17 protein-coding genes are annotated in these 26,288 nt (G+C 70.8%); 7 read left to right on the plus strand and 10 right to left on the minus strand.

Going from position 1 to position 26,288, the window contains the following annotated elements:
* The first annotated feature begins 29 nt into the window (after positions 1-29).
* A complete protein-coding gene (locus AB0B98_RS07595) occupies positions 30-725 on the plus strand; it encodes a cellulose binding domain-containing protein (protein WP_357361436.1) in 696 nt (231 codons plus the stop codon).
* A 110-nt stretch (positions 726-835) separates the two neighbouring features.
* Complete coding sequence (gene pulA, locus AB0B98_RS07600; protein WP_357361437.1) at positions 836-6,361, plus strand: pullulanase-type alpha-1,6-glucosidase; 5,526 nt, start codon at positions 836-838, stop codon at positions 6,359-6,361.
* A gap of 109 nt (positions 6,362-6,470) precedes the next feature.
* Here the strand turns inward: pulA and AB0B98_RS07605 are convergent, their stop codons facing one another.
* From AB0B98_RS07605 to AB0B98_RS07615, 3 genes are all read right to left on the minus strand, one after another.
* Positions 6,471-8,129 (minus strand): hypothetical protein, encoded by a 1,659-nt coding sequence (locus AB0B98_RS07605; RefSeq protein WP_357361438.1) that lies wholly within the window; start codon positions 8,127-8,129, stop codon positions 6,471-6,473.
* Between the two features lie 291 nt (positions 8,130-8,420).
* Positions 8,421-10,268: a hypothetical protein gene (locus AB0B98_RS07610; protein WP_357361439.1), complete on the minus strand. Its 1,848-nt coding sequence runs from the start codon at positions 10,266-10,268 to the stop codon at positions 8,421-8,423.
* A gap of 520 nt (positions 10,269-10,788) precedes the next feature.
* Positions 10,789-12,270: an aminopeptidase P family protein gene (locus AB0B98_RS07615; protein WP_357361440.1), complete on the minus strand. Its 1,482-nt coding sequence runs from the start codon at positions 12,268-12,270 to the stop codon at positions 10,789-10,791.
* A 132-nt stretch (positions 12,271-12,402) separates the two neighbouring features.
* On the opposite strand from AB0B98_RS07615, the gene asnB reads away from it, so the two are divergent.
* Positions 12,403-14,364 carry an asparagine synthase (glutamine-hydrolyzing) gene (gene asnB / locus AB0B98_RS07620; protein WP_238672693.1) on the plus strand — a complete coding sequence of 654 codons (1,962 nt, stop codon included), beginning with the start codon at positions 12,403-12,405 and terminating at the stop codon, positions 14,362-14,364.
* 90 nt (positions 14,365-14,454) lie between these two features.
* Here asnB and AB0B98_RS07625 read toward each other — a convergent pair whose 3' ends face one another.
* A complete protein-coding gene (locus tag AB0B98_RS07625; protein WP_238672718.1) occupies positions 14,455-15,552 on the minus strand; it encodes a lytic polysaccharide monooxygenase in 1,098 nt (365 codons plus the stop codon).
* Between the two features lie 369 nt (positions 15,553-15,921).
* Here AB0B98_RS07625 and AB0B98_RS07630 point away from each other — a divergent pair, with 369 nt between their 5' ends.
* From AB0B98_RS07630 to AB0B98_RS07640, 3 genes are all read left to right on the plus strand, one after another.
* Positions 15,922-17,076 carry an XdhC family protein gene (locus tag AB0B98_RS07630; RefSeq protein ID WP_357361441.1) on the plus strand — a complete coding sequence of 385 codons (1,155 nt, stop codon included), beginning with the start codon at positions 15,922-15,924 and terminating at the stop codon, positions 17,074-17,076.
* Between the two features lie 114 nt (positions 17,077-17,190).
* On the plus strand, positions 17,191-18,126 hold the full coding sequence (locus tag AB0B98_RS07635; RefSeq protein WP_357361442.1) for a carbohydrate kinase: 936 nt from the start codon (positions 17,191-17,193) through the stop codon (positions 18,124-18,126).
* A 307-nt stretch (positions 18,127-18,433) separates the two neighbouring features.
* On the plus strand, positions 18,434-20,245 hold the full coding sequence (locus AB0B98_RS07640) for an RICIN domain-containing protein (RefSeq protein WP_357361443.1): 1,812 nt from the start codon (positions 18,434-18,436) through the stop codon (positions 20,243-20,245).
* A 5-nt stretch (positions 20,246-20,250) separates the two neighbouring features.
* Here the strand turns inward: AB0B98_RS07640 and AB0B98_RS07645 are convergent, their stop codons facing one another.
* Both AB0B98_RS07645 and AB0B98_RS07650 read right to left on the minus strand, forming a co-directional pair.
* Entirely contained in the window at positions 20,251-21,081 is an 831-nt protein-coding gene (locus AB0B98_RS07645) for an MBL fold metallo-hydrolase (protein ID WP_357361444.1), read from the minus strand.
* The gene (locus AB0B98_RS07650; protein ID WP_238672688.1) at positions 21,078-21,482 is read right to left on the minus strand and encodes a hotdog domain-containing protein; all 405 of its coding nucleotides are present in this window, start codon (positions 21,480-21,482) and stop codon (positions 21,078-21,080) included. The genes AB0B98_RS07645 and AB0B98_RS07650 overlap by 4 nt, the downstream gene beginning before the upstream one ends.
* Before the next feature lie 126 nt (positions 21,483-21,608).
* Here AB0B98_RS07650 and AB0B98_RS07655 point away from each other — a divergent pair, with 126 nt between their 5' ends.
* Entirely contained in the window at positions 21,609-22,685 is a 1,077-nt protein-coding gene (locus tag AB0B98_RS07655; protein WP_357361445.1) for a phosphatase PAP2 family protein, read from the plus strand.
* A 39-nt stretch (positions 22,686-22,724) separates the two neighbouring features.
* On the opposite strand, the gene AB0B98_RS07660 is transcribed toward AB0B98_RS07655, so the two are convergent.
* From AB0B98_RS07660 to AB0B98_RS07675, 4 genes are read right to left on the minus strand one after another with little or no spacing between them, the layout of a single operon-like run.
* Positions 22,725-23,699, minus strand: coding sequence for a hypothetical protein (locus tag AB0B98_RS07660; protein WP_357361446.1), 975 nt, complete (start codon positions 23,697-23,699; stop codon positions 22,725-22,727).
* Complete coding sequence (locus tag AB0B98_RS07665; protein ID WP_357361447.1) at positions 23,696-24,043, minus strand: PadR family transcriptional regulator; 348 nt, start codon at positions 24,041-24,043, stop codon at positions 23,696-23,698. Before AB0B98_RS07665 ends, AB0B98_RS07660 begins: the two co-directional genes overlap by 4 nt.
* 55 nt (positions 24,044-24,098) lie before the next feature.
* Positions 24,099-25,625, minus strand: coding sequence for a PH domain-containing protein (locus tag AB0B98_RS07670; protein ID WP_357361448.1), 1,527 nt, complete (start codon positions 25,623-25,625; stop codon positions 24,099-24,101).
* A 43-nt stretch (positions 25,626-25,668) separates the two neighbouring features.
* Positions 25,669-26,202, minus strand: coding sequence for a PH domain-containing protein (locus AB0B98_RS07675; RefSeq protein WP_238672716.1), 534 nt, complete (start codon positions 26,200-26,202; stop codon positions 25,669-25,671).
* Positions 26,203-26,288 lie beyond the last annotated feature (86 nt).

Raw genomic sequence — 26,288 nt, forward strand, 5'->3', positions numbered from 1 at the left:
CTGCGCGGACGGTCCGCTGAAGGAGGTACATGTCCGGCATGCGCCGTGTTCCGCGCCCGCCACACGGTCCGGTGGCGATCGCCACGTCACCCTGGATCGTGGTCGGCGCCGGTGTCGTCGTGATGGTGGTCCTGCTCATCGTGGCCCTGGGCGCGTACCGGGGACGTAGCCCCGCGCCGGACGGCGCGCAACCGCCGGCACTGCCGGTGCCGTCTGCGGTGGTGGTGGCTCCGAGCGTGCCCACCTCGGTGCCGTCTCCGGCGCCGGTGCTGCCGGGAATATCCGGCCGTGCGAGCGGGTTGCCGCCGAGCGCCGCAGCCGGGTCCGGTTCACCGACGGCCGATCCGACGGCCGGTCCGATCGGAAAGCCGTCGGCGACGCGGTCGCCGAGCCGGGCCGCGCCGGGGCAGCCGGCGATGACCGGGCGGTACCGGGTGGTGCAGAGCTTCGACGGGGGTTTCATCGGCGAGGTGGCGATGGTCAACACGTCCACCCGGAGCCGTGGTTGGACGGTGCGGTTGGAGTTCTCCGGTGGGCGGCTGGTGACCGCCTGGGTGGAGGGCGTACCACAGGGGACGATCCGCCAGTCCGACGACGGCTTCACCTACGTCAGCGGCGTCGACGTGTCGCCCGGCGGTTCGGTGTCGTTGCGGTTCCACATCGAGCGGGCGTCGCAGACGCCCCGCGCGTGCACGGTGGACGGGGTCCGCTGTAACGGGCTCTGAGCGGCACTTCCGCAAGGATGCTGCTTTGTTGCGACCATGTTTGCAAGGTATTGCAGAATGTTTCGGCAAGGGTTAGCGTGCGGCCAATCAGCGACCAGAGGAAGGCGTCGATGAAACCCCCGCCGATACCGCGCACCGCCCTGCTGGCCCTTGCCTCCCTGCTCACCGTCACGCTCGTCGGCGCTCCGGTCGCCGTGCACCCCGCCGCCGCAGGCCCCCGGCCGTCCGACGGCGCCCCACTCACGCTCGGCGGCGCGACCCAGTGGCGTGACGAACCCACCGCCGAGGCGCTGCTGAAGGCTGGCGGCAACTCCGCCCGAGCCGAGCAGTTCTACTTCGTCCTGCCGGATCGGTTCGCCAACGGAGACCCCCGCAACGACCGGGGCGGCCTCACCGGCGACCGGCTGCGGACCGGCCTCGACCCGACCGACAAGGGCTTCTACCACGGCGGCGACCTCGCTGGCGTCATCGACAAGTTGGACTACATCCAGGGGATGGGCACCACAGCCATCTGGCTCGCCCCGATCTTCAAGAACCGGCCGGTGCAGGGCGCCGGCGACGACATCTCGGCCGGCTACCACGGCTACTGGATCACCGACTTCACCCAGGTGGACCCGCACTTCGGCACGATGGAGGAGATGAAGCGGCTGGTCAGGCTCGCCCACCAGCGCGGCATCAAGATCTACCTCGACGTGATCGTCAACCACACCGCCGACGTCATCAAGTACGCCGAGGACAAGTACGCGTACGTGGACAAGGCGACCTCGCCGTACACCGACGCGCAGGGCCGGGCCTTCGAGGACCGCAACTACGCCGACGGCAGCCGGGCGTTCCCGCCGGTCGACAAGGAGTCCTTCCCGTACACGCCGACGTTCGCCGAACCGAAGGACGCGAGCGTCAAGGTCCCGGCCTGGCTGAACGACGCCACCATGTACCACAACCGGGGTGACTCCACGTTTGCCGGGGAGAACAGCGAGTACGGCGACTTCTTCGGTCTCGACGACCTGTGGACCGAGCGTCCCGAGGTGGTCCGGGGCCTGACCAAGGCGTACGGGGACTGGATCGGCGCGACCGGCGTCGACGGCTTCCGGCTGGACACCGTGAAGCACGTCAACATGGACTTCTGGCCGCAGTTCAGCCAGGGCATCGAGCGGGCCGCGCAGAAGGCCGGCAAGAAGAACTTCTTCATGTTCGGTGAGGTGTACAGCGCCGATCCGGAGATCAGCTCCAGCTACGTCCGCCAGGGTGGCCTTCCGGCCACCCTCGACTTCGCCTTCCAGGAGGCCGCGCGGGGCTTCACCGCCGGTGCCGGCTCCGCGAAGGCGCTCGCCGACGTGTACGCCCGCGACGACCTCTACGCGGCCCGGGACACCGACGCGGGCCGGTTGACCACCTTCCTCGGCAACCATGACATGGGCCGGATCGGATCGTTCATCGCCGGTGGTGGCAGCGACCCGGCCAGCCACCTGCGTCGCGACCAGCTCGCGCACCAGTTGATGTTCCTGACCCGGGGCCAGCCGGTGGTCTACTCCGGCGACGAGCAGGGCTTCACCGGCCCTGGCGGGGACAAGGACGCCCGCCAGGACATGTTCGCCTCGTCGGTTCCCGACTACCTCGACGACGACCTGCTCGGCACCGACCGCACCCACGCCGCCGACCAGTTCGACCCGACCCACCCGCTGTACCGGACCATCGCCGACCTGGGCCGGCTGCGCCAGGCCCACCCGGCGTTGCGCGACGGCGTGCAGGTCACCAGGTACGCGGCCGACGGTCCGGGCGTCTTCGCCGCGTCCCGGATCGCCCCGGCAGACCGCACCGAGTACGTGGTGGCAGTGAACAACGCCGACACCGCGCAAACTGTCACGGTGGACACCTGGTCGGCCGGCGCCACCTTCACCGGCATCTACGGCGGCGCCGGCACCGGACCGGCCTCCGGCGCATGTTGTGCCGCAGCGCGGGCCGGGGACGACGGTGAACTGACCCTCACCGTGCCGCCGCTGTCGGCCGCCGTGTACCGGGCCGGTCGACCCATCGCACCGGCGGCCAACAAGCCGACCATCACCATCACCAGCCCGGTTCCGGACGCGCCGGTCGCCACCAGGGCGGCGGTCACCGCCCGGGTGACAGGCGATCCCCTGGCCACAGTCACCGTCGCGGCCCGGGTGGCCGGCGGTCGGTGGACGCTGCTGGGCAGCGCCGACCACGCCCCGTACACGGTGCAGCACGACCTGACCGGCCTGGCCGGCGGCACCCGGGTCGAGTACAAGGCGGTGGTCCGCGATGGCCGGGGCCGTACCGCCACCGCCAGGTCCACGGCCGTCGTGGGGACCCCGCCGCAGGGCAGCTCCCGGGAGTGGGCGGTGGTGCACTACCAACGCCCGGCCGGAGGGTACGACGACTGGGGGCTGTACGCCTGGGGGGACATCGACCCGGCGTACGTCACCGAGTGGCCGAAGGGGCAGCCGTTCGCCGGGGAGGACTCCTACGGCCGGTTCGCCTGGGTGAAACTCAAGCCGGGCGCGACGTCGGTCAACTTCCTGGTTGTCGACAAGGCTGGTACCAAGGACGTCGCCCAGGACCGCAGCATCGACGTCACCCGGACCGGCGAGATCTGGCTCAAGCAGGGCGACCCGGCGATCTACCCGAGCAGGCAGGCGGCCGCCGGTGAACCGGAGCCGCCGGTCGAGGAGGGCACCGCGGTGCTCCACTATCGGCGGGCCGACGGCAACTACGACGGTTGGGGCCTGCACCTGTGGGACGGCGCGGCCAACCCGACCGAGTGGTCCGCCCCGCTGCGGCCGAGCGCCGTCGACGCGTTCGGGGCGGTGTTCCGGGTGCCGCTGGCGGCCGGCGCCACCGGCCTGAACTACATCATCCACAACGGCGACACCAAGGACCTGCCCGACGACCAGCGGCTCGACTTCGCCAGCGCCGGTCGGGAGGCGTGGCTGCTCGCCGCCACGCCGGGCCGCCTGCTGCCGTCGACGGCCACCACCGCCAGCGGAGACACCGACATCAGCAAGCAGAAGGCGCACTGGATCGACAGGTCCACAGTGGCCTGGCAGACCCCGCCGACCGACGGTAGGACGTACGCGCTGGTCACCGCACCTACCGGCGGGGTCAGCGTGGTCGACGGCGAGCTGACCGGCACGTACACCACGGTGCCGCTGCGGGCGCAGCGCAACGGGCTCACCGAGGCCCAACGCGACAGGTTCCCGCACCTGTGGTCGTACCGTAGCTTCGACCTGGACCGGGCGGACCTGGCCAAGGTCCCGGCGGCGCTGCGGGGGCAACTGCTGGTCACCGAACGCGACGCCGAGGGTGCGCTGCTCGCCGCGACCGGCGTGCAGATCCCCGGCGTGCTCGACGACGTGTACTCCCGGGCGACCGACGCCACCCTCGGGCCCACCTTCGCGGGCCGGACGCCGAGCCTCGCGCTGTGGGCGCCGACCGCCCACAGCGTGCGCCTGCAACTGTTCGACTCGCCCACCGCCACACCCAGGACGGTGCCGATGCGCCGCGACGACCGTACCGGCGTCTGGTCGGTGCGCGGCGACCACACCTGGACCGGCAGGTTCTACCGGTACGAGGTGCGGGCGTGGCAGCCGGCGGCGCAGCGGATGGTCACCGCGTCGGTGACCGACCCGTACGCGGTGGCCCTCGCCGCGGACTCCACGCACAGCCAACTGATCGACCTGAACGACCCGGCGCTGGCCCCGACTGGCTGGCGCACGCTGCGCAAACCGGCGCCGGTGCCGGCCGCGAAGGCGCAGATCACCGAACTGTCGGTGCGGGACTTCTCCATCGCCGACGACACAGTGCCGACCGAGCGGCGGGGGACCTTCCTCGCGTTCACCGACCCGGGAACCGCCGGCATGACCCACCTGCGGGCGCTCGGCGACGCCGGGGTCACCCACCTGCACCTGCTGCCGGCGTTCGACTTCGCGACGATCCTCGAGAAGCGGGCCGACCAGCGCGAGCCGGCCTGCGACCTGGCGGCGCTGCCGCCGGACTCCGCTGAGCAGCAGAAGTGCGTGGCGGCGGTCGCCGAAACCGACGGCTACAACTGGGGGTACGACCCGCTGCACTACACGGTGCCCGAGGGTGGCTACGCCGTCGACCCGGTGGGCGCGGCGCGGACCACCGAGTTCCGGCGGATGGTCGCCGGGGTGAACGACGCCGGGCTGCGGGTGGTGATGGACGTGGTCTACAACCACACGTCGGCGGACGGCACCGACGCGAAGTCGGTGCTCGACCAGATCGTGCCCGGCTACTACCACCGGCTGCTGGAGGACGGCAGTGTGGCCAACTCCACCTGCTGCGCCAACACCGCCCCCGAGCACGCCATGATGGGCAAGCTGGTGGTCGACTCGCTGGTCACCTGGGCCCGGCAGTACAAGGTGGACGGTTTCCGCTTCGACCTGATGGGTCACCACCCGAAGGCGAACATCCTCGCCGTCCGGGCGGCACTGGACCGGCTCACCGTCGCCCGCGACGGCGTGGACGGCAGGGCGATCATGCTCTACGGCGAGGGCTGGAACTTCGGCGAGGTCGCCAACGACGCCCGTTTCGTCCAGGCCACCCAGGCCAACATGGCCGGCACCGGCATCGGCACCTTCAACGACCGGCTGCGCGACGCGGTGCGTGGCGGCGGGCCGTTCGACGCCAACCCCCGGGTGCAGGGTTTCGCCTCCGGGCTCTACACCGACCCGAACGGCGACGCGGCCAACGGGTCACCGGCCGAGCAGAAGGCCCGGCTGCTGCACGCCCACGACCTGATCAAGGTGGGGCTCACCGGCAACCTGCGCGGCTACCGGTTCACCGACACCGCCGGGCGTGAGGTCACCGGGGCGCAGGTGGACTACAACGGCTCCCCGGCCGGCTACACCGCCGCGCCGGGGGAGGCCGTCACCTACGCCGACGCGCACGACAACGAGATCCTGTACGACGCGTTGGCGTACAAGCTCCCGCAGGCCACGACAGCGGCGGACCGCTCACGGATGCAGGTGCTGGCGCTCGGCACAGTGGTGCTGGGACAGGGCACCGGGTTCGTCACCACCGGCACCGAGCGGCTGCGGTCGAAGTCGTTGGACCGCAACTCGTACAACTCCGGTGACTGGTTCAACCAGATCCGGTGGGGCTGCGAGCGGGGCAACGGGTTCGGTGCCGGTCTGCCGCCCGCACCCGACAACGAGGACAAGTGGTCGTACGCGAAGCCGCTGCTGGCCGACCCGACGCTGGTGCCGGACTGCGCGGCGATCAACACCACCGACGCCAGGTACGCCGAGTTGCTGCGCATCCGGGCGTCGTCGCCGGTGTTCGGGCTGGCCACCGCCGAGCAGGTGCAGCGGCGGGTGGCGTTCCCGCTGTCCGGCGCGCAGGAGACACCGGGGGTGCTGACCATGACCCTGGACGCCGGTGGGCTGGGCGGGCCGTGGAAGTCGCTGACCGTCGTCTTCAACAGCACCCCGTCGGCGGTCGACCAGACGGTGACCGGACTGCGCGGAGCGGACGTGGCACTGCACCCGGTGCTTGTCGACTCGGCCGACCCGGTGCTGCGTACCGCCTCGTTCGACAGGGCGGCCGGCACGTTCACCGTACCGGCGCGCAGCGTGGCGGTCTTCGTCCAGAAGTGACGCGAACCGGCCCCCTTCCGCGTCTCGCGGAAGGGGGCCGGTCCATTGTGTTGGCGCTACGCCGTCGTCACCCGAGGGTGCTGAGTCGTCGTCACCCGAGGGCGATCGATCAGGCGAAGCAGTTCTCGATGGTGCCGCCCGGGATGGCCAGGCAGTTGGTCGGACGGTTCGCGGTGATGGCGGACTTGTCGTCCACGTTCACGTCTCCGAAGAAGCTGAAGACACCGCCCGGCTCGAAGGTGGAGAAGTTGTGGGCGACCTTCGTCTTCGACAGGTTGACCTCGCCGAAGATGTTGAAGATGCCGCCGCCGACCCCGATCGGGCCCACGGCCCGGTTGCCGGCGACCTCGCTGTCGCGCAGCGTGGTGACGCTGCCGGCGTTGAAGAGCCCGCCGCCGAAGAAGCCGGCGGTGTTGTCCTTGATGCTGCTCTTCTCGAAGGTGGCCACGCTGTCGAAGGCGATGGCCGCACCGCCACCGACACCGGCGGTGCTGTTCTTCTCGATGGTGACGTTGTGCAGGTTCAGCTGGCTGTCCGCAGCGGCGAGACCGCCACCGGCGAGGACCGCCGTGTTCGAGACGAACTTGGTCTCGTACGCAGTGGTGTTGCCCTCGATGTCGAGGTAGCCACCGCCGAAGCCGAGCGTCTCGTTGTCGGTGATCTCGGTCTTCTTGAGCTCGACAGTTCCGCCGTCGACGTCCTCGGTGAAGATCTCCGCGGCGCCGTTGGAGATACCGCCACCACCGATGACCGCCGTGTTGTCCTTGATCTTCGACTCCTCGACCTTGAGCAGCCCGGCGTTGAAGACGCCACCACCGAAGAAGAAGGCGGTGTTACGGGTGACGGTGCTGTGCCAGATCTTCGTGGTGCCGAAGTTGGCCACACCACCACCGTTGCCGCCCGACTGGTTCAGGACGACCTCGGACTCCAGGATCTCGGCGGTGCCACCCGGCTGAACCAGGATGCCGGCGCCGTCGGTGGACTCCGGGTATTCGACGAGCGGCGTCACGACGCCCCCCTGAGCGGTCGGCGCGGCCTTGGCCGTGACCTTCGGTGCCGCCGTCAGGCCCGCCTTCGGGTTGGCCTGCCGGGAGGTGAGCGCCTGGTTCAGCGGAACGCCTGCCTTGACCTGCGCCGCGATCGCCTCGGAGTCCGAGTAGGACGCCCAGACGGCCGCCGGCTCGACGCCGTTGTACCGTTCGAGGGTCTGGCCACCCTTGATGGTCAGGCCCTTGATGGTGAGGTGACCGCCGGCACCGACGTTGAGGATGCGGAAGTAGTCCGCGGTGGCTTCCCGAGAGATCGTGGTGTGCTCGCCCTTGAGCGTGATCCGCTCGGTGATCACCGGCAGGCCGTTGCCCTCGTAGTCGTTGCGGCTCAGGTTGTAGGTGCAGCCCTTGGCCAGCTCCAGCACACCGCCGTGCTTGTTGTTGGCGAACACGATCGCCTGAATCAGCTTGTCGGTGTCGCAGGGCACCTCCTTCCCGCGCTCGTGGTCCTTGTCCCGGTCCTTGTCCTTGTCCCGGTCCTTGTTGCGGTCCTCGTCCTTGTCCCAGTCGCGCGCCTCGTCACCCCGCTGGTCGCCGTCCTTGCTGACCTGCGCGGTGTTCCAGTTCAAGCCGACCGCTCCGGCGCTGCCCGCGACGCCAACCGCCGCGAGACTGATCACGCCCGTCAAACCGGCCACGCCACTGGCGAGCCAGAGCTTGCGGCGGCTCTTGGCCGTCGCCCGCCCGGAGGCTTCGTTGTTCGTTAGGTAGTTGGACATCGGAGCTCTCTGCCCTCTCCTCGTACCAGACAGGGTCGCCGCCGTCAGACGGGCGTCCCCTGCTACAAATCGGTTGTAGCTCCCAAAACCACCGTATGAGAAGGTTCCTCGCCTCGCGGGCTTATCCGAGAGAAGCCCACATTCGGTTCATGTTGCCCCCAGCGGGGTCCGGACCGACACACCGCCACCCAAGCCGGCCTGCAAGCGCCTGACCTGCCCAAATGGGTACGCCCCTCCGAGCCGGTCACGGCTCGAAGGGGCGCGCCCTCTATGTGTTTCGGCCCCACCCAATCAGGCGAAGCAGTCCAAAACGTTGAAGCAGTTGGTCGGGCGGTTGGCAGTGACAGCGGACTCGTCGTCCAGCGTCACGGTGCCACCGAGGCTGTTGAAGATGCCCCCCGGCTCAAGGGTGGAGAAGTTGTGCGCCACCTTCGTCCGGTGGAGCGTGACCTCGCCGCCCTCGGTGTTGAGGATGCCGCCGCCACGGGCGAACGGACCGACGGCCCGGTTGCCCGACACCTCGCTGTCGCGCAGCGTGGTGACGCTCTCCTCGTTGAAGAGGCCGGCGCCGGAGAAGCCCGCCGTGTTGTCGTTGATCCTGCTGTTCTCGATGGTCGCAACGCTGTCGAAGGCGGCCACACCGCCACCCGAGCGAGCGGCGCTGTTCCTGACCACCGTGGCGTCCTTGAGGGTGAGCTGGCTGTCGGCCACCGCGACGCCACCACCGTCGAGCACCGCTGTGTTGTCACTGACCGTCGTCTGGTGCAACGTCGTGGTGCCCCCGACGTCCAGGACGCCGCCGCCGAAGCCGAGCGTCTCGTTGTCGGTGATCTCGCTCTTGTAGACCCAGACCGAGCCGCCGTCGACGTCCTCGGTGAAGATGTCGGCAGCGCCGTTGGAGATGCCGCCGCCGCCGATGATCCCGGTGTTGTCAGTGATCTTCGACTCGTCGACCTGAAGTACGCCGGCGTTGAAAATGCCGCCGCCGAAGAAGAAGGCGGTGTTGTGCGCCACAGTCGTCTTGCTGAGCCTGGCGCTGCCGAAGTTGGCCAGCCCGCCGCCGTTGCCGCCGGACTGGTTGTAGAGCAACTCGCTGTCCAGGATCTCCGCGCGACCACCGGGCTGCACCAGCACCCCGGCCCCGTCGGTGAACCCGGGCTGCTCGACCAGCGGCACCACCGCCGTACCGGCACCCACCGGCTTCGCCGCAGCGGCTACCGGCTTGGCCGGGGTGGCCTTGCTGGCAGTCGGAGCGGCCTTGGCTGCTGCGGCTGCGGGCTTGGCTGGCGCTGCTTTCGCCGCCGGCTTGGCGGTGGCCTTGGCGGTGGCCTTCGCGGGCGCTGCCTTGGCGGTGGCCTTGGCAGGCGCTGCCTTGGCTGTGGCCTTCGCGGGCGCTGCCTTCGTGGCCAGCTTGCCGGCGGTTGCTGCCGGCTTCGCTGCCGCTGCCTTGGCGCCCGGCGCGGCCGTGGTCGTCGGCTTCGCGGCGGGCGTCGCTGCTGCCGCCGGCTCGGCAACAGTCGAGCGGACCTGGGCCGAGTACGGCGCCCAGACCGTCGCCGGGTCGAAGGCCATCGGGGGCTGAAGGGTCTGGCCACCCCTGATGCTCAGGCCCTTGAGAGTGAGGTGCCCGCCAGCGCCGACGTTGAGGATGCGGAAGTAGTCGGCTGTGGCCTCGCGGCCGATGGTGGTGTGCTCACCCTTGAGGGTGATGCGCTCGGTGATCACCGGGAGGCCGTTGCCGTCCTGGTTGCGGGTCAGGGTGTAGGTGCAGCCCCTGGCCAGCTCCAGTACGCCGCCGTCCTCGTTGTTGGCGAACGTGATCGCCTGGATCAGCTTGTCGGAGTCGCACGGGACCTGCCTGGTCCGGTCCTTCTCGTCGTCCTTGCCGTCCTTGCCGTCCTTGCGCTCCTTGCCATCCTTGCCGGACTGGTCGTCGAAGCCGCTCCAGTCGCCGCTCCACTCGTCGTCCTGACCGCCGTCGTCCTTGGCGCCGCCCTTGTTCGCGCCGCCGTCGTCGCTGACGTTCTGCCGGTTGGTCGACGGCTGCGCGTCGGACACCTGGTCGGCCTTTGGCTTGTCGTTTCGAGCGGCGACGCCGCCGAGGGCCGCCAGCCCGACCACGCCGGTCAGCCCGGCCACGCCGGCGACCCAGAGCGCCCGCCTTCGCCGTGTCGGCGGAGCTGCTGAGGCCCCGCCGTCGGTACTCGTTACGTCGTTGGACATCAGAGCCTTCCGCCCTTTCCTGCTACCAGACGGGATCGCACCGCCCGAGGCGCCACGACCAGCTACAAATGGGTTGTAGCCTCTGATCCTCACCGTATGAGAACCATCTTCGCGATGCGGACGTATCCGAGATAACCACGCATTGGGCGCAGGTCGGGTGAGGGCGGCCAACCGGTCCGGGGTCGGCGGAAAGGACCCGAGCGGCACGAACAGCGACCGTTGCTGGCCCTCGGGGATGATCCACTCGGTCTTCTTGAAAGCGCGGCATCCGAGCGGCCGGGACAGCGCGACGTCAAGGAAGCCGAGTGGATCACGGCCGAAGCCCCTGGCCGCCAGCCCTCAAGAAGGGGCAGGCGGCCAGGGGCTGGCGGCGAAGGGGCGAGGGGCGGTCAGGCCAGGGGCGGGCTTGATCCGCCAGCCTCGGCCGCCAGCAGGCTCAGCTGGGCAGGCGGGGGCCGGCTTCGCGCTGCTCGGCCAGCCAGGTCTCCACCTCGTCGGAGGTGCGGGGCAGCCCGGCCGACAGGTTGACCGCGCCGGTCGCGGTGACCAGCACGTCGTCCTCGATCCGAATGCCCATACCGCGCAGCTCGGCGGGGACCAGCTCGTCCTCCGGCTGGAAGTACAGACCGGGCTCGACGGTGAGCACGTACCCCTCGCCCAGCGTGCCGTCGCGGTAGGTCTCCTTGCGGGCGTTGGAGCAGTCGTGCACGTCGATGCCGAGCATGTGACCGAAGCCGTGCAGCGTCCACCGCCGGTAGACCGTCGACTTCTCGTCCATCGCCTCGTCCACGCTCACCGGCAGCAGACCCAGCTCGGACAGGCCCTCGGCGAGCACCCGCATGCAGGTCAGGTGGACGTCCTTGAACTTCACCCCCGGGCGGATCGCCTCGATGCCGGCCTGCTGCGAGGCGTACACGATGTCGTAGACCTGGCGCTGTAGCGCGGTGAACCGGCCGTTCACCGGCAGCACCCGGGTGACGTCGGCGGTGTAGAGGTTGCGGCCCTCGACACCCATGTCCATCAGCAGCAGGTCACCCGGTCGGGTGGCACCGTGGTTGTGCACCCAGTGCAGGATCGTGGCGTGCTCGCCGGCACCGACGATCGAGCCGTACCCGACGTCGTTGCCGTCGTGGCGGGCCCGCAGCGCGAAGACGCCCTCCAGCAGCCGCTCGGAGACCGCCCGGTCGGCCGGCAGGATCCGGGCGACGTCCTCGAAGCCGCGGACGGTGGCGTCGATCGCGTCCTGGAGTTGGCCGATCTCCCACTCGTCCTTGACCAGCTTCATCTCCGAGATGGCGATGGCCAGCTCACGGTCGCGGGCCGGCTGGCCCTCCGTGCGAGGCCCGTCGTAGGGCCGGACGGCCGCGTCCACCTGGGCGTCGAAACCGCGCAGCACCCGGGTACGCCCCGGAGCCAGGTCGGCGAGGGTCGCCTCCAGGCCGGTCAGGTCGGCGGTGGGCAGGCCCAGCTCGGTCGACTTCTCGCCGAGGGTGTGCCGCCGGCCCACCCACAGCTCGCCGTTGCGGCTGCGGAAGAACTCGTCGGTCTCCCGGGAGGATCGGGGACGCATGTACAGCGTCGCGTCGTGCCCCGAGCCGTTCGGGCGCAGCACCAGGACGCTGTCGGCGTCGTGGTCGCCGGTCAGGTAGGCGAAGTCGCTGCCCGGCCGGAACGGGTAGTCGGTGTCGTTGGCCCGGACCTTCTCGGTGCCGGTGGGGATCACCAGCGTCTCGCCGGGGAAGGCCGCCGAGAGCGCTGCCCGTCGCTTGGCGTAGTTGGGCGTCTCCGGGCGGGGCGTCACGGGGAGCGCGGTGTCGCTCCAGCCCTGCCGCATGAAGGACAGGAACGCCTCCGGGAAGTCCGGATCGTGCGATTCCGTACCGTCCGTCGGCGTACCGTCGGTCTGTCCCTCGGTCATTGCGCCGCTCCCTCCGCTTCGTTGCTGGTCCCGACGGTACCGCGCGTCCGGTTGGCGGTAACGCCCCCTGGGAGTCGGGTGGATCGACGGACGGCTGCAAGGGCCGACAGCGCGCGTGGAAAGATGGCCACCATGTGCGGACTTCTGGCCTTCTTCAGCGCGAACGGCAACGCCGCCGCGCATCGCGACCACATCGCCGGAGCGTTGGAATGCCTGCACCACCGCGGCCCCGACGAGACAGGGGTCGAGGTGGTCGGCGACGCCTCCGGCCGGTACGCGGACGGCGTGTTCGCCCACAAGCGGCTGGCCATCATCGACGTCGCGTCGAGCCACGAGCCACTGCCCTACGCGAACGGCCGTTACCTGCTGACCTTCAACGGCGAGATCTACAACTACATCGAGCTGCGCGAGGAGTTGATCCGAAACTTCGGTGCCCAGTTCGCCACCGCCGGTGACGGCGAGGTGATCGTCGCGGGCTACCACTTCTGGGGTGAGCAGGTGCTCACCCGGCTGCGGGGCATGTTCGCCTTCGTCATCTGGGACCGGCAGGAACGCCGGGCGTTCGGTGCCCGCGACTATTTCGGCATCAAGCCGATGCACTACCTGGAGACCGCCGACGGCCTCTACCTGGCCTCGGAGAAGAAGGCGCTGCTGCCGTTCGCGCACAGCAACTACCAGGGCGACGCTGGCGTCGACACGGCGAACCTGAGCCACTACCTGACCCTGCAGTACGTCCCCGAGCCCGGCACCCTGCACAAGGGCATCAGCCGGATCGGCTCCGGGGAGTACCTGAACTGGACCCCGGGCGGCCGGATCGACGTACGCCGGTGGTACCGGCCGGTGTTCCGGCCGGCGCCGGTCGACGACGAGCAGAGGCTCTACCACGAGATCCGCGAGACGCTGCGGGAGAGCGTGCGCATGCACATGCGCTCCGACGTGCCGGTCGGCTCGTTCCTGTCCAGTGGCATCGACTCCACAGCGGTGGTGGCGCTGGCGCGGGAGTTCAACCCGAACATCCTCACCTTCACCGTCGGCTACGACGTGCCGGGTTACTCGGAGATCGACGTCGCGCAGGATTCGGCCCGGCACCTCGACGTCACCACGATCCCCACCAAGATCGGTCCGCAGGACATGATCGACGCGCTGCCGAAGATCGTCTGGCACCTTGACGACCCGGTGGCCGACCCGGCGCTGGTACCGCTCTACTTCGTGGCGAAGAAGGCCGCCGAGCACGTCACAGTGGTGCTCTCCGGTGAGGGCGCGGACGAGTTCTTCGGCGGTTACACGATCTACCGGGAGCCGCTGTCGCTGGGCACCGTCAACGGTCTGCCCGGCGGTGTGCAGAAGGGGCTGCGCGCGGTCTCCAAGGCGATCCCGCAGGGGGTCAAGGGCAAGAGCTTCCTGGAGCGCGGCACCACCCCGATCGAGGAGCGTTACTACGGCAACGCCCGGATGTTCACCGAGGAGGAGAAGCAGCACCTGATGCGCCGCTACGACCCCTCGGTGCGCTACACGGACGTCACCGCCCCGATCTACGCCGAGTGCACGGAGCTCGACGACGTCACCAAGATGCAGTACGTCGACCTCTACACCTGGCTGCGCGGCGACATCCTGGTCAAGGCCGACCGGATCTCGATGTCGCACTCGCTGGAGGTGCGGGTGCCGTTCCTCGACCGTGAGGTCTTCGACGTCGCGGCGAAGATCCCGGTCGACCTGAAGTTGCCGCCGCGCTCCGACGCCACCAAGTACGCGATGCGTCAGGCGTTGCAGGGTGTCGTGCCGCCGGCCATCGTCAACCGCAAGAAGTTGGGCTTCCCGACCCCCACCCGGGTGTGGCTGCGCGGCGAGATGTACGAGTGGGCCCGGCACGTGCTCAGCACCTCGGGCGCGGGTGACCTGCTCGACCTGTCGTACGCGCTGCGGCTGCTCGACGAGCACAAGCGGGAGGAGGCCGACCACTCCCGCAAGGTGTGGACGGTGCTGATCTTCTGCATCTGGCACGCGATCTTCGTGGCCAAGACCCTCGACCCGGGTATCCAGCGCAACCAGTCCGCCCTGCTCACGAAGCCGGTGGTCGGCTCCATGGTCCGCTGACCCACGCCCCACCCTGTTGATCAAGAGGTTTGCGTCATCCGGAGCGGTTCCGGTGACGCAAACCTCTTGATCATTTCATTGTGGTGGTGGTTAGCGGCGGGCGCAGGTGACCGTGGGGAGCCCGTTCGTGCCTGTGGAGCTGGCCAGGAAGCCGAACGTGGTGGTGCCCTCCGGTGCGACTGTGCCGTTGTAGGCGACGTTCGTCGCCGTCACCGTCGAGCCGGACGATGTCTGGGTGGCACCCCAGATCTGACTGATCGACTGTCCGTTGGGCCAGGCCCAGCTAGCCGTCCAACCGGCGAACGGCGTACTGCCGTGGTTCATGATCGTGACCTCGCCCTGGAAGCCACCCTGCCAGGCGCTGCTCACCTTGTAGGTGGCCATGCAGTCACCGCCGGACGGCGGCGGGGTGGTCGGGTCGGTCGGCGGGTCCGTCGGGTCGGTCGGCGGATCCGTCGGGTCGGTCGGCGGGTCGGTCGGGTCGGTCGGCGTCCCACCCGGACCCACGCCGGTGACCTGGCCGCTGCCGCCGTCGAAGGTCACGTCGGAGCAGCCGAAGAAGTTCTCCTGCGAATCCGAGCGGACCCAGCGGGAGTAGATGATGTGCCGGCCACTCTTACCCGACGGCAGGTTGCCGCTGAAGTAGTAGTGCCCGTCGTTGCTGCCGACCGAGCCGCGCTGCGGCGGGTTGGTCACCGTCAGGAACGGCTCCTCCAGGTCACTCCAGGCCAGGGCCCGGGTCGGGCTCCAGCTGTTCTTGGTGACGTAGAAGTAGAACGTGCCCGGGTGGTGCGCCCAGTTGCTGTACTTGAAGTCCAACCGTGCCCCGGAGGTCAGGTGAGTCAGCGGCCAGTCGGTGCGGGGCAGGTCGTAGCCGCGGAAACCGGTGTTGCCGCCGCTGCACAGTTGCCCGTCCGGGATGAAGCCGGTGGTCCGGCCGCCAGCGTCGGAGCGCAGCACGCTGAACCAGTTGTACAGCGAGTTCGCCCCGCTCTGCGCCACGGCGGCGGAGCACGCGGGGTTGTTCGGCTTGATCTCACCGGTCTGGCTGCGGCCGTCCTGCCAGCACAGGTAGGTGCGGCTGCCCGGCGTCATCGCCGCGCCGTGCGCGGCGGCCGGCTGAGGAGTGGACGCCAGGGCGACAGCGCCCAGCGCGAGAGTCATGGCCGCGGTGAGCAAGGCGGCCATACGGGAACGGTTCACGGGTTCTCCTGACTCGCGAGGGGCGCTTGTCCGAGCCGCCCCGCCGCAATCGGGTGGGATGTGGCGTGATCGCCCCGCTGTCGTGAGCGGTGCGACGATCACGGCGACGTGCCCCGGCGGAAAACAGCCGGTGGACGTGCGCCGTCGACGGTCCTGTCCTGGACCGGTGCCCTCGCGTCTAACCAACCCGGCAACCGGCGGCGCCGCAGCCCTCGCACCGCCCGGTACGCGTCATCCCACCACGCCACGGCGGCCGAGCGCAATAGTCGTTCCTCGATGCATGAGAAGTCCCGTCGGTCGCCGCTGGACGCCATATCCTGCGTACGGGGAGCGGGAACGGAGAGGCGGCAGCCGGTGCCGGACGTGTTCGACGAGGTGCACCGCCGGTGCCGCGACGGCGAGCCGGTCGCGCTGGCCACGGTGGTGGCCACCTGGCACTCCGCCCCGCAGCCGCCCGGCGCCGCCATGGTGGTCGCGACCGACGGCACGGTCACCGGCAGCGTCTCCGGCGGCTGCGTCGAGGCCGATCTCTACGAACGCGCCCGCCTGGTGCTCGACACCGGCCGACCCGAGCTGTGCCGCTACGGGATCAGCGACGACGACGCGTACACAGTGGGCCTGACCTGCGGCGGCATCCTCGACGTGTTTGTGGAGCGCGTCGACACGAGCGCCCTGCCGGTGCTGGAGGCGGTCGCCGCCGCCCGCCGAAGCGGCCACCCGGCGGCGATCGTCACCTGCGTGGCCGCCGACGCCGGCAGTTCTCCGGGCGGCGGCGGATCGATCGACCCGGCCCGGCGGCTCGGCCGGCGGCTGGTGCTGACCGGCCAGGGGTCCGTCGGCTCGCTCGGTGACGACCGCCTCGACGACGCGGCCAGCGCCGACGCCCTCGGGCTGCTCGCCGCCGGACGCAGCGCAATGCTCCGGTACGGGTACCACGGGCAGCGCCGAGGCGGCGGCATCAGCCTCTTCGTGACCGCGTACGCCAACCCGCCCCGGATGATCGTCTTCGGTGCGATCGACTTCGCCGCCGCGGTGGCCCGGATCGGCGCGTTCCTCGGCTACCGGGTCACCGTCTGCGACGCCCGGCCGGTCTTCGCCACCGCGCGGCGCTTTCCCGAAGCGGACGAGGTGGTGGTGCAGTGGCCGCACCGCTACCTGCGTACCGAGTTGGCGGCCGATCGGCTCGACGAGCGGACAGTGCTGTGCGTGCTCACCCACGACCCCAAGTTCGACGTGCCGTTGCTGGAGCTGGCACTGCGCCACCCGCTGGCGTACGTCGGCGCGATGGGCTCACGGCGCACCCACGACGAGCGACACAAGCTGCTGAGTGAGGCGGGGCTCAGCCCGGCGCAGCTCGCCCGGCTCGCCTCCCCGATCGGGTTGGACCTCGGCGGTCGTACCCCGGAGGAGACCGCGGTGAGTGTGGCCGCGCAGATCGTCGCGGCCCGGTGGGGCGGCACCGGCCGCCCCCTGGCGGCTGTCGACGGGCCGATCCACCGGCCGGGGTAGCGCGCACGTCGGTGCACGGCCTTCGGCGCCCATCGGGCCGTGCGTTGTGCCAGCCTGGTGCCACGGAGATCGGCTCGGCGAGCGGCAGCCGGTGGCGACGACGAGAGGATCGGCATGGGGTACGCGGTGGTGCTCGGCGAAGCGCTCGTCGACCTGCTCGACAGCGAAATCGACGGGGAACGGGTCTATCGGCAGGCCATCGGCGGCGGGCCACTCAACGTCGCCGTCGGCGTGGCCCGACTCGGCGGTGCGGCACAGTTCGTCGGCTCGCTCGGTGACGACGCGCTGGGCGGCAGGATCCGCGACTTCCTCACCGCGGCCGACGTCGGGCTGGCCGGTGCGATCATGGTCCCGGCACCGACCACGCTCGCCGTGGTCACGTACGCCGGGCCGGAGCCGGACTTCCGTTTCTACGGCGAGCCGGCCTCCTACGGACTGCTCGGCCCCGACGACCTGGACCTGGCGCTGCTGGAGGGCGCCGACGTGCTCTACTGCGGCTCGATCGTGCTGCTCCAACCCGACACGCTGGCCGCCGCCCGCCGTGCCTGGTCGCTCGCCGCCGGCCTGCGGGTCTTCGACCCGAACGTACGTCCCCGGCTGCTGAACGGGCCGGCCGCGCTGGAAGGGCTGCGCGAGGTGGTCGCCGAGTTCGCCGCCGGCGCGCACCTGGTCAAGCTGAGCGCCGCCGACGCGGTGCTGCTCTATCCCGGTGAGCCGGTCGAGGGGGTGGCGGCGTACCTGCGTGAGTTGGGGGCGGCCACTGTGGTGGTGACGCTCGGCGCGGCCGGTGCGGTGCTGGCCGCCGCCGAAGCCGACCCGGTCCGGGTGCCGGCCCCCACTGTCGACGCCATCGACGCCACCGGCGCGGGTGACTCCGTGATGGCCGCGCTGATCGCCGACCTGCTCGTCGACGGCGAACCGGAGAGCCCGTCAGGCTGGGTCGACCGGGTCGCCTTCGCGTTGCGGGTTGCCGGCCTGGTCTGCGAATCCCCGGGCGGCGCCACCGCCATGCCCACCCGCACCGCCGTCCAAAACCGCTTCAACCCCTAACCCCACCCCGCGCTGCCCTCGCCCCGCACTGCCCCGCCCAGTCGATCATGGACTTGTGGTGCCCGAATGCCGAATATTTGCGGCTTTTACGACCCGCCACAACTCCATGATCGACGGGGGCGGGGGTGGGGCAACGCGGGCAACGCGGGGCGGGCGGGGCGGGGGGAGGGGGTGGGCGGGGTGGCGTCGGGGGGTGCTGGCGGGGGTGGGGGAGGGGGTTGACCTCGGGAATTTGTGAGCGTTAACATCGACGTCGCACGATGGAAACGTGGGCGTCGTCGGGGAGGTTCTGATGCGGGTGGTTTTGGTGCCTCTGTTGTTTCGCCGCGTCGCGGCCCTGCTGGTCATGCTGCTCGTGGCTGCCGGGATGGTCGTCGCCGACCCGCCCGAGCGGGCGAAGGCGTGGGACAACGGGGTGGCCGACACCCCGCCGATGGGGTGGAACAGCTACGACTCGTTCAACTGGAGTGTCACCGAGGCCGACGTCCGGGCCAACGCCGACTACATGGGCGCCAACCTGCGGCAGTTCGGCTGGGAGTACGTGGTGATCGACTGGGCCTGGTACTACCCCGGTCGGCACAACAACAGCCCCAACCAGGACGCGAACCTGCAACCCCGGCTCCGGATGGACGCCAACGGACGGCTGCTGCCGGACACCACCCGGTTCCCCTCAGCCGCCGGTGAGAACGGGTTCAAGCCGCTCGCCGACTACGTCCACGCGCAGGGGCTGAAGTTCGGCGTCCACCTGATGCGAGGCATTCCCCGCCAGGCGGTCGCCGACAACGTTCCGATCCTCGGGACCACCTGCCGCGCCAACCAGATCAACAACACCACCACAGCGGCCTGGCTCAACCTGATGTGGGGCCTGAACATGTCCAACCCCTGCGCGCAGACCTACCTGGACTCGATGTTCCAGTTGCTGGCGTCCTGGGGGGTCGACTACGTGAAGGTGGACGACATCGCCGCCCCGACGTACCGGCAGTCGGAGGTCGAGGGGTACCGACTGGCCATCCAGCGCAGCGGCCGTCCGATGGTGTTGAGCCTGTCACCCGGCCCGACCTCGTTGGCCAGCGGCGCACACGTCCAGGCCAACGCGCACATGTGGCGGATCGTCAACGATCTGTGGGACAACTGGTCGTCAGTGGACGCGCTCTTCGACCAACTGCGCAACTGGACCCCGTACCGCACCACCGGCGCGTGGCCCGACGCCGACATGATCCCGATCGGCCGGCTCTCCAAGTACGGGCCGGTTGGCTCGCCGCGATACTCCAATCTGACAGCCGACGAGCAGCGCACCCTGATGTCACTCTGGGCGATCAACCGGGCGCCGTTGATGTGGGGCGGCAACCTTGTCGAGAACCGCGCCGCGGAGCTGGCGCTGATGACCAACGCCGCTGTTCTGGGAGTCAACCAGAACAGCACGAACAACCGTCAGCTCTACGGTGGCAGCCGGCAGGTGTGGGTCGCCGACGTGCCGGGCAGCACCGATCGGTACGTCGCCCTGTTCAACCGGGACAGCAGCGCGGCGCAGGTGTCGGTGAACCTCGCCGACCTCGGGATCGGGTCGGCCGCAGTGACCGACCTGTGGTCCGGCGCGGCCCTCGGCACGGTGACCGGCACCCTCACCCGGTCGCTACCGGCCCACGGAGCCGGGCTGTACCGGCTGACCCCGGACACCTCGGTGCCGGTGCCGACCACGTACACCCTCAGCGCGCGACACAGCGGCAAGCTGCTGGACGTCTACAACAACGCGACCACCGACGGTGCGGAGATCGTGCAGTGGGCCGCGAACGGTCAGCCGAACCAGCGGTGGCGCTTCCAGGACGCGGGTGGCGGTTACCAGGCGGTGGTCAGCGTGCACAGCGGCAAGTGCCTCGACGTGTCCGGCGGCGCGACAGCAACCACCGACGGGGTCCGCGTGATCCAGTGGAGCTGCAACGGCGGCACGAACCAGCAGTGGCGCGTGCAGGATCTCGGCTCGGGGTACGTGCAGCTCGTCGCCCGGCACAGTGGCAAGTGCCTGGAGGTGCTCAACGCCGCCACCACCGACGGTGCCCGCCTCGCCCAGTGGACGTGTGGCACCGGCACCCACCAGCAGTGGCGACGTGCCTCGGCGTAGGCGGGTCAGGCGTCGCCGTTCAGCTGGAGGTAGCCCCGGTGTGCGGCGACCAGGGCCGGGCGGGCCCCGAAAGGGGCCTCGGCCGCCACCCGCTCCGGCGGGGCGCTGCCGGTGTGCGCGGCCCGGATCAGCCAGGCCAGTTTCGCCAGCTCCGCGTGCTGCGCCCGGACGAAGTCGACGTCCACCGGGTCGCCGTGGCCCGGGATCACCACAGTGCGCGCGGTGGTGAGTCGCAGCAGGTCCGCGACCGCGTCCGGCCACTGCAACGGGTACGAGTCCTCGAAGGCGGGCGGGCCGCTCTGCTCCACCAGGTCCCCGGCCACCAACACGTCGGCGTCCGGCACGTGCACCACAAGGTCGGCCTCGGTGTGCCCCCGCCCCGGGTGGCGTAGCAGCACCCGTCGACCGCCGAGGTCGAGGACCGTCTCGACGTGCACTGTGTGCGTGGGGGCGAACAGCGGGGTGTCGGCCAGTTCGGCGGCGAGCGCCGGGTGCTCCGTGCGCAACTCCTCGTACGCCTCCCGGCGTAGCCGCTCCGGCTCCTCGCGCAGGGCGGTGGCGGCCAGTTCGTGCGCGTACACCGGGCGGGGTGGGTCGCCGGCCAGGACGGCGTTGCCGAAGCAGTGGTCGTAGTGGTGGTGGGTGTTGACAAGCGTCAACGGACGGTCGGTGACCGCCCGGACTGCCTCGGCCAGCTCGGTGGCCTGGGCGGCCGAGGAGAGCGTGTCCACCAGTAGCGCCTCGTCGTCGCCGACGACCAGCGTGACGTTGACCCGCAGCAGCGGTTCGGCCAGCACGTGCACCCGGTCGGCGACCTCGACGAAAGCGGCGTTCACGACGTCCGCCCGGCCCGTTCGACGAAGCGTCCCCGGTCGACCAGGATCCGGTCCACCCGGCCCCGGGCCACCGTCTGGTCGCCGTCACTGACAGTGACCTCGAACGACAGTCGGCGACCGTCGACGGTCGCCAGCAGCGCCTGCGCGCGGACCGTCCGGCCGACCACTGTCGGTGCCAGGTGCTCCAACTCGACACGGGTGCCCACTGTCGTCGAACCCTGTGGCATCCCGGTCGCCGTCGCCGCGACGGTGGCCGCCTCGGCCAGCGCCAGCACCCGGGGAGTGCCCAGCACCGGTACGTCCCCGGAACCGACCGCCTGGGCGGTGTCCGCGTCGGTGACCGTCAACTCGACCTGGGCGGTCAGACCCGGCGCGAAGGCCGGCTCGGGCTGCTCCTGCATGGTCGTCAGCCTAGGTGCTCGCCGGACGCGTCGAGCACGCGCCCGACGATCCGGGCGCGACCACCCCGACGTGCAACGGGTGGTCCCCGTCGGTCGATGCCGTACCCGTCGTTAACCTTGACCCCGATGGCCGTCGTGACTGACCCCCAGCCCCCCGCCCGGACCGACCCGCCCGCGTCCCCGGACGGGGGTCGTCGGCGCGTCGTCGCGATGACCGTCTGGGCGGTCGCCTTCGTCGCCGCGTGGCTGGCCATCGGGCTGCCCACCGACCCGGCGTACGCCTTCGTCTGGATCTGGCTCGCGACCATCGCCTGGAACAGCGAACGGCCGTGGCGTAGCCACCTGCGCTTCGCCCGGGACTGGGTGCCGGTGGTGCTGCTGTTCGTGATCTACAACCTCTCGCGCGGGTTCGCCGACAACGGGGCCACGCCGCACGCGATGGAGTTGATCGTCGCCGACCGGTTCATGTTCGGCTGGGCCACCGGCGGTGAGGTGCCCACCGTCTGGTTGCAGCAGCACCTCTACCACCCGCAGGTGCACTGGTGGGATGTCGCCGCGAGCTGGGTGTACTTCTCCCACTTCGTGGTGGCGCTGGCCGCCGCCGCGGTGCTCTGGCTGCGCGACCGGCACCGCTGGGCCGCGTACATGCGGCGCTGGGGCTTCCTCTGCGCGGCCGGTCTGGTCACCTACTTCATCTACCCGGCCGCGCCGCCCTGGTGGGCGGCGCAGAACGGCCTGCTCACCGAGGTCGCCCGGATCTCGACCCGGGGTTGGAAGGCGTTCGGCATGCACGGCGCCGGCAACGTCCTCAACGCCGGTCAGATCGCCTCCAACCCGGTCGCCGCGATGCCCTCGCTGCACACCGCGTGGGCGTTGTTCGTGGTGCTGTTCTTCCTGACCGCCACCCGTCGTCGTTGGTGGCCGCTGCTGCTCGCGTATCCGCTGGCGATGACCTTCACCCTGGTCTACTCGGGTGAGCACTACGTGATCGACGTGTTGGTCGGCTGGGCCTACGTGGGGCTGACCTTCCTGGTGGTCGGTCTGGCGGAGCGCGGCTGGGCGGCCTGGCGGGCCCGCCACCCGAGCGCCAAGGCGGCACTGCCCACGGAGCAGCCCACCGACCCTCCGCCCGGCGAGCCCGAGCCGCCCGCTCCACGGGAACCGGACACCACCACCCACCCCGCGATCCCCGCCGACCGTTAGGTCCCATCAGGGTCGGTCGTTCCGAGCCGAAGCTGGTGTTCAGGGCAGCACTGGTTCATCGGGTGGTAGCGCTCGCGCCTCGGGCTTGAGGCGACGGGTGAGGCGACTGATGCCGCCCACGGTGGCGGCGATCACCATGATGAGGATCGCCAGTGGCAGCGGTTGACCGTCGAAGTGGCGCATCGCCGTGTTGGAGAGCAGCGGGTCGGGGATGAGCCATCCGGCGACGAATCCGGTGAGCCCGACGCCGACGATGACGGCGGGCCGGTGGCGGCGGAGCGCGAAGGCGGCTCCGACAGCGACTGTGGCGGCGGTGAGGACCCCGATGACCGTCGGCACGGCGTCGGGAACGTAGACGCCGTGGCGTCCCCACTCTCCGGTGCCCTTCCAGGCGAGGATCCCGAGCGGGACGAGGGCCCACCAGAACGGGCGCGGCCGGGGCGCGGCCCACCGTTCGCGGGCGGCGACCGCGAGCAGTGCGAGGGTCAGGGCCGGTGGGGCGTACGCGAAGAGTTGTTGGCCGGGGTTGATCCCCAGGCCGGCGCCGCCGAGCACGTCGATGACGAACCAACCTACGGTGACCGTCAGGAATATCGCCTGCAGGGTGAGGGCGGTCCGGGTCGCGCCGCACAGCCAGGCGATCAGTGGCGCGAGGGGCAGCAGGCCGAGAGCGGCCAGTTGCGGCCAGCTGGCGATGATGGCCGCCATGTCGGTGGCGAGGACGGCGCCGGTGAACAGGTCCACTGTGTGACCGGCGGGCTGGGTGCCGGCGGCGACGAGCAGGGCGGTGAGCCCGGTGGTCAGGGCCGTGGTGGTGACGGGCGTGGTGAGTCGCAGTCGGATCGCCAGGGCGACGATGTTCAGTGTCTCGTGCCAGCTGGGGTGTCGGCGGCCGTCGTCGAGGTCGAGCAGCAGTCCGAGCAGTTCCTCGCCGCGGGCGCTGCGGTGCGTGGCTGGCAGCAGACGCAGCAGCCGCCGATATCGTCGTTCCAGGGGGCTCGTGTCCGGGCTCATCCGATGGTCCCGAGGCGCGGGGCGTTGCGGGCGGCACGCTTGTTGAGGCGTTCCTCGGCGAGCCGGACCGCTGTGGCCATCCGCTGGCTCTCAGCGCGGATGGCGTCTGCCCCGGCGTCGGTCAATGTGTAGAAACGACGCAGCCGGCCCTTCTCCACCTCGTCGTGGTCGGGGGCGATGAGCCCCTGGGTGACGAGGCGGTCGAGGGCCCCGTAGAGGGTGCCGGCGCGTAGCCGGATCCTGCCGCTGGTCATCTCGTCGACCTCTGTCACCAACGCGTAGCCGTGGCGGGGTTGGTCGGCGAGGGCGGAGAGGATCAGGAACGTCTGCTCACTGATGTCCATGGTCTATATATATCGTGCGGCGATATATATAGCAACGGGGTGGGCCGTCGCGGGGTCAGAGTCGGGTGCGGGCCTGGTGTGCTCTCGCGGTCAGGTCCGCTGCCAGGGCCCAGGCCTCGGCCAGGTCGCGGTCCTGGGCTGTGGCGCCGGAGCCGCCCGCGGTGTCGGCGTGGACGGTGGCCAACCCGAGACGGCGCTGGATGGGCCCCTGGACCACTCGCACGCTCTGGATCCGGGCGTACGGCACGATCACCAACTGCCTGGTGAGCCGCCCGGACCGGGTGGCGAACACCCGCTCGAACAGCCCCGCGCCGAACGCGGTGCGGCCCAGCGGGTGCAGCCAACGGGTCCGCCGCGGCGGCGGGCTCAGGTTGAGCGCGTCGAGGCGTACCCCGGGAAGCACCTCGGCGACGATCATCGTCGCCGTCGGCAGGTCGCCGACCGGCAGCAGCCGGTCGGGCCGGTTGCGGTCGTCGGCCTCCGCGACGGAGTAACCGGCCACCTCCAGCCGCAGCCGCAGCCAGCCCTTCATCCGCCACAGCAACGGCCAGGTGGCCCGCACGGTCTGCACCCGCTCCAGCGGCACGGTCTGCGCCCGCGTCTCCAGCAGGCCGTTGTGCACCCGCAGCGTGCCGCCGTCGCGGGCCAGCCGGAAGTTCCAGTCGTCGAGGACCCGGCGGATCGGCTGCAGCAGGACACCCGCCATCGCGGTCAGTGTGCTCGCCACCGCGACGAACGACCACGAACCGGCGGTGAGGAACTGCACCACGACGAAGGCCACACCGAACGGGAGCAGGAACGCCTGCGGGGTGAGCAGTTGGCTGATCAGCAGGTTCTGGTTGCGTACCGCGTGCAGTGGCCGGCCCGGTACGGCCGTCGGTGGCGCCGTCGCACCCGGGGCAACCGGGGCCGCGGCGTCGCTGGGCGCGGGCCGCTGCGCCACCCGCCCGGCCAGCGCCAGCAGACGCTCGCGCAGCACCGCCGCGTCGGCGACGCCGAGGTACGCCAGCGGCGCCTCGGTCTTGCCTCCGCCGACCACTTCCAGGCGCAGCTCGGCCAGGCCGGTGAGCTGGGCGAGCAGCGGCCGGACCACCTCCACGGCCTGCAACCGTTCCAACGGGATGGCCCGGGTACGCCGCCAGAGCAGCCCCTCGTACACCCGTAGTTCCCGGCCGACGACGTGGTAGCCGGTGTTGTACCAGCTGATCACCGACAGCACTGTCGCGCCGAGCGCCAGCACCGCCACCATGGCGGCGAACCAGCCGAAGCCCACCCGGGACAGCGTCGACCAGGACAGCCCGGCGATCACCACGACCAGGGACTTGGCGCCGTGCAGCACCGGGCTGAGCGGGTGCAGTCGCTGCCGGGGCTCGCCCTCGCCGCCAACCGGTGGTGCCGGCCACGACGCGGGCGTGCCGGGCGGCACCGGCCCATGAGGTGACGAGCCAGTCGGCACCGGCCCAGGCGATGCCGTGCCAGTCGGCACCGGCCCAGACGATGTCGCGCCAGCGGGCAGCACCGGCCCCGGTGGCGTCGGGCCGGTGGGTGGCACGGTGCTCGGCTCGGGGGCCCCGTCGCTCATCGGCGCGGCCCTCGGCGCGGTCGGCGGCCACCCACGCGGGTGTTCACAGCCCCTCCGCCCGGTCCTCGCCGAGCGCGGTGAGTCGATCGCGCAGCCGCGACGCCTCCGCCGGACGCAGCCCGGGCACCCGGGCGTCGCTCGCCGCCGCCGCGGTGTGCAACTGCACAGTGGCCAGGTCGAAGGCGCGCTCCAACGGCCCGGCGCTCACGTCGACGAACTGCATCCGCGAGTAGGGCACGATGGAGAGCCGGCGGACCAGCAGCCCGTGCCGCACCAGCAGGTCGTTCTCCCGCTCGGCGTACCCCCAGGCCCGGACCGCGCGGACGATCGCGACGGCCCGCCACGCACCGAGCACCAGCACGACGGCGACGGCGAGCCCGAACAACCAGTGACCGCTGAACGCCCAGCCGACCCCGGTCACCGCCAGCCCGATGGCCACCACGATCGCCAGCCGGATCAGCTCCACCCAGATCAGGTCGGTGGAGATCGGCTGCCAGTTGACAGTGTCCGGCCAGGGCTCCAGTGGACCCCGACCACCCGGCGCGGCCGTCAGCAGCGCGCCGGGCTCGGGCGGCAGGAGACCCGGGGGCGGCAGGTCGGGCGCGCGCTGATCGGCGGCGGGTGCCGGCCGGTGACCGGGCGGCAGCGCGCCCGGTGGCAGCG

This window comes from Micromonospora sp. NPDC048947, from assembly GCF_040649495.1.
In the GTDB taxonomy this organism is placed as follows: domain Bacteria; phylum Actinomycetota; class Actinomycetes; order Mycobacteriales; family Micromonosporaceae; genus Micromonospora; species Micromonospora alfalfae.

What these genes read in the sequence shown, in the direction of transcription:
- AB0B98_RS07595 (WP_357361436.1), top strand. Translation starts at nt 30, where the DNA reads ATGTCCGGCATGCGCCGTGTTCCGCGCCCGCCACACGGTCCGGTGGCG.
- pulA (WP_357361437.1), top strand. Translation starts at nt 836, where the DNA reads ATGAAACCCCCGCCGATACCGCGCACCGCCCTGCTGGCCCTTGCCTCC.
- AB0B98_RS07605 (WP_357361438.1), bottom strand. Translation starts at nt 8,129, where the DNA reads ATGTCCAACTACCTAACGAACAACGAAGCCTCCGGGCGGGCGACGGCC.
- AB0B98_RS07615 (WP_357361440.1), bottom strand. Translation starts at nt 12,270, where the DNA reads ATGACCGAGGGACAGACCGACGGTACGCCGACGGACGGTACGGAATCG.
- asnB (WP_238672693.1), top strand. Translation starts at nt 12,403, where the DNA reads ATGTGCGGACTTCTGGCCTTCTTCAGCGCGAACGGCAACGCCGCCGCG.
- AB0B98_RS07625 (WP_238672718.1), bottom strand. Translation starts at nt 15,552, where the DNA reads ATGGCCGCCTTGCTCACCGCGGCCATGACTCTCGCGCTGGGCGCTGTC.
- AB0B98_RS07635 (WP_357361442.1), top strand. Translation starts at nt 17,191, where the DNA reads ATGGGGTACGCGGTGGTGCTCGGCGAAGCGCTCGTCGACCTGCTCGAC.
- AB0B98_RS07650 (WP_238672688.1), bottom strand. Translation starts at nt 21,482, where the DNA reads ATGCAGGAGCAGCCCGAGCCGGCCTTCGCGCCGGGTCTGACCGCCCAG.
- AB0B98_RS07655 (WP_357361445.1), top strand. Translation starts at nt 21,609, where the DNA reads ATGGCCGTCGTGACTGACCCCCAGCCCCCCGCCCGGACCGACCCGCCC.
- AB0B98_RS07660 (WP_357361446.1), bottom strand. Translation starts at nt 23,699, where the DNA reads ATGAGCCCGGACACGAGCCCCCTGGAACGACGATATCGGCGGCTGCTG.
- AB0B98_RS07665 (WP_357361447.1), bottom strand. Translation starts at nt 24,043, where the DNA reads ATGGACATCAGTGAGCAGACGTTCCTGATCCTCTCCGCCCTCGCCGAC.
- AB0B98_RS07670 (WP_357361448.1), bottom strand. Translation starts at nt 25,625, where the DNA reads ATGAGCGACGGGGCCCCCGAGCCGAGCACCGTGCCACCCACCGGCCCG.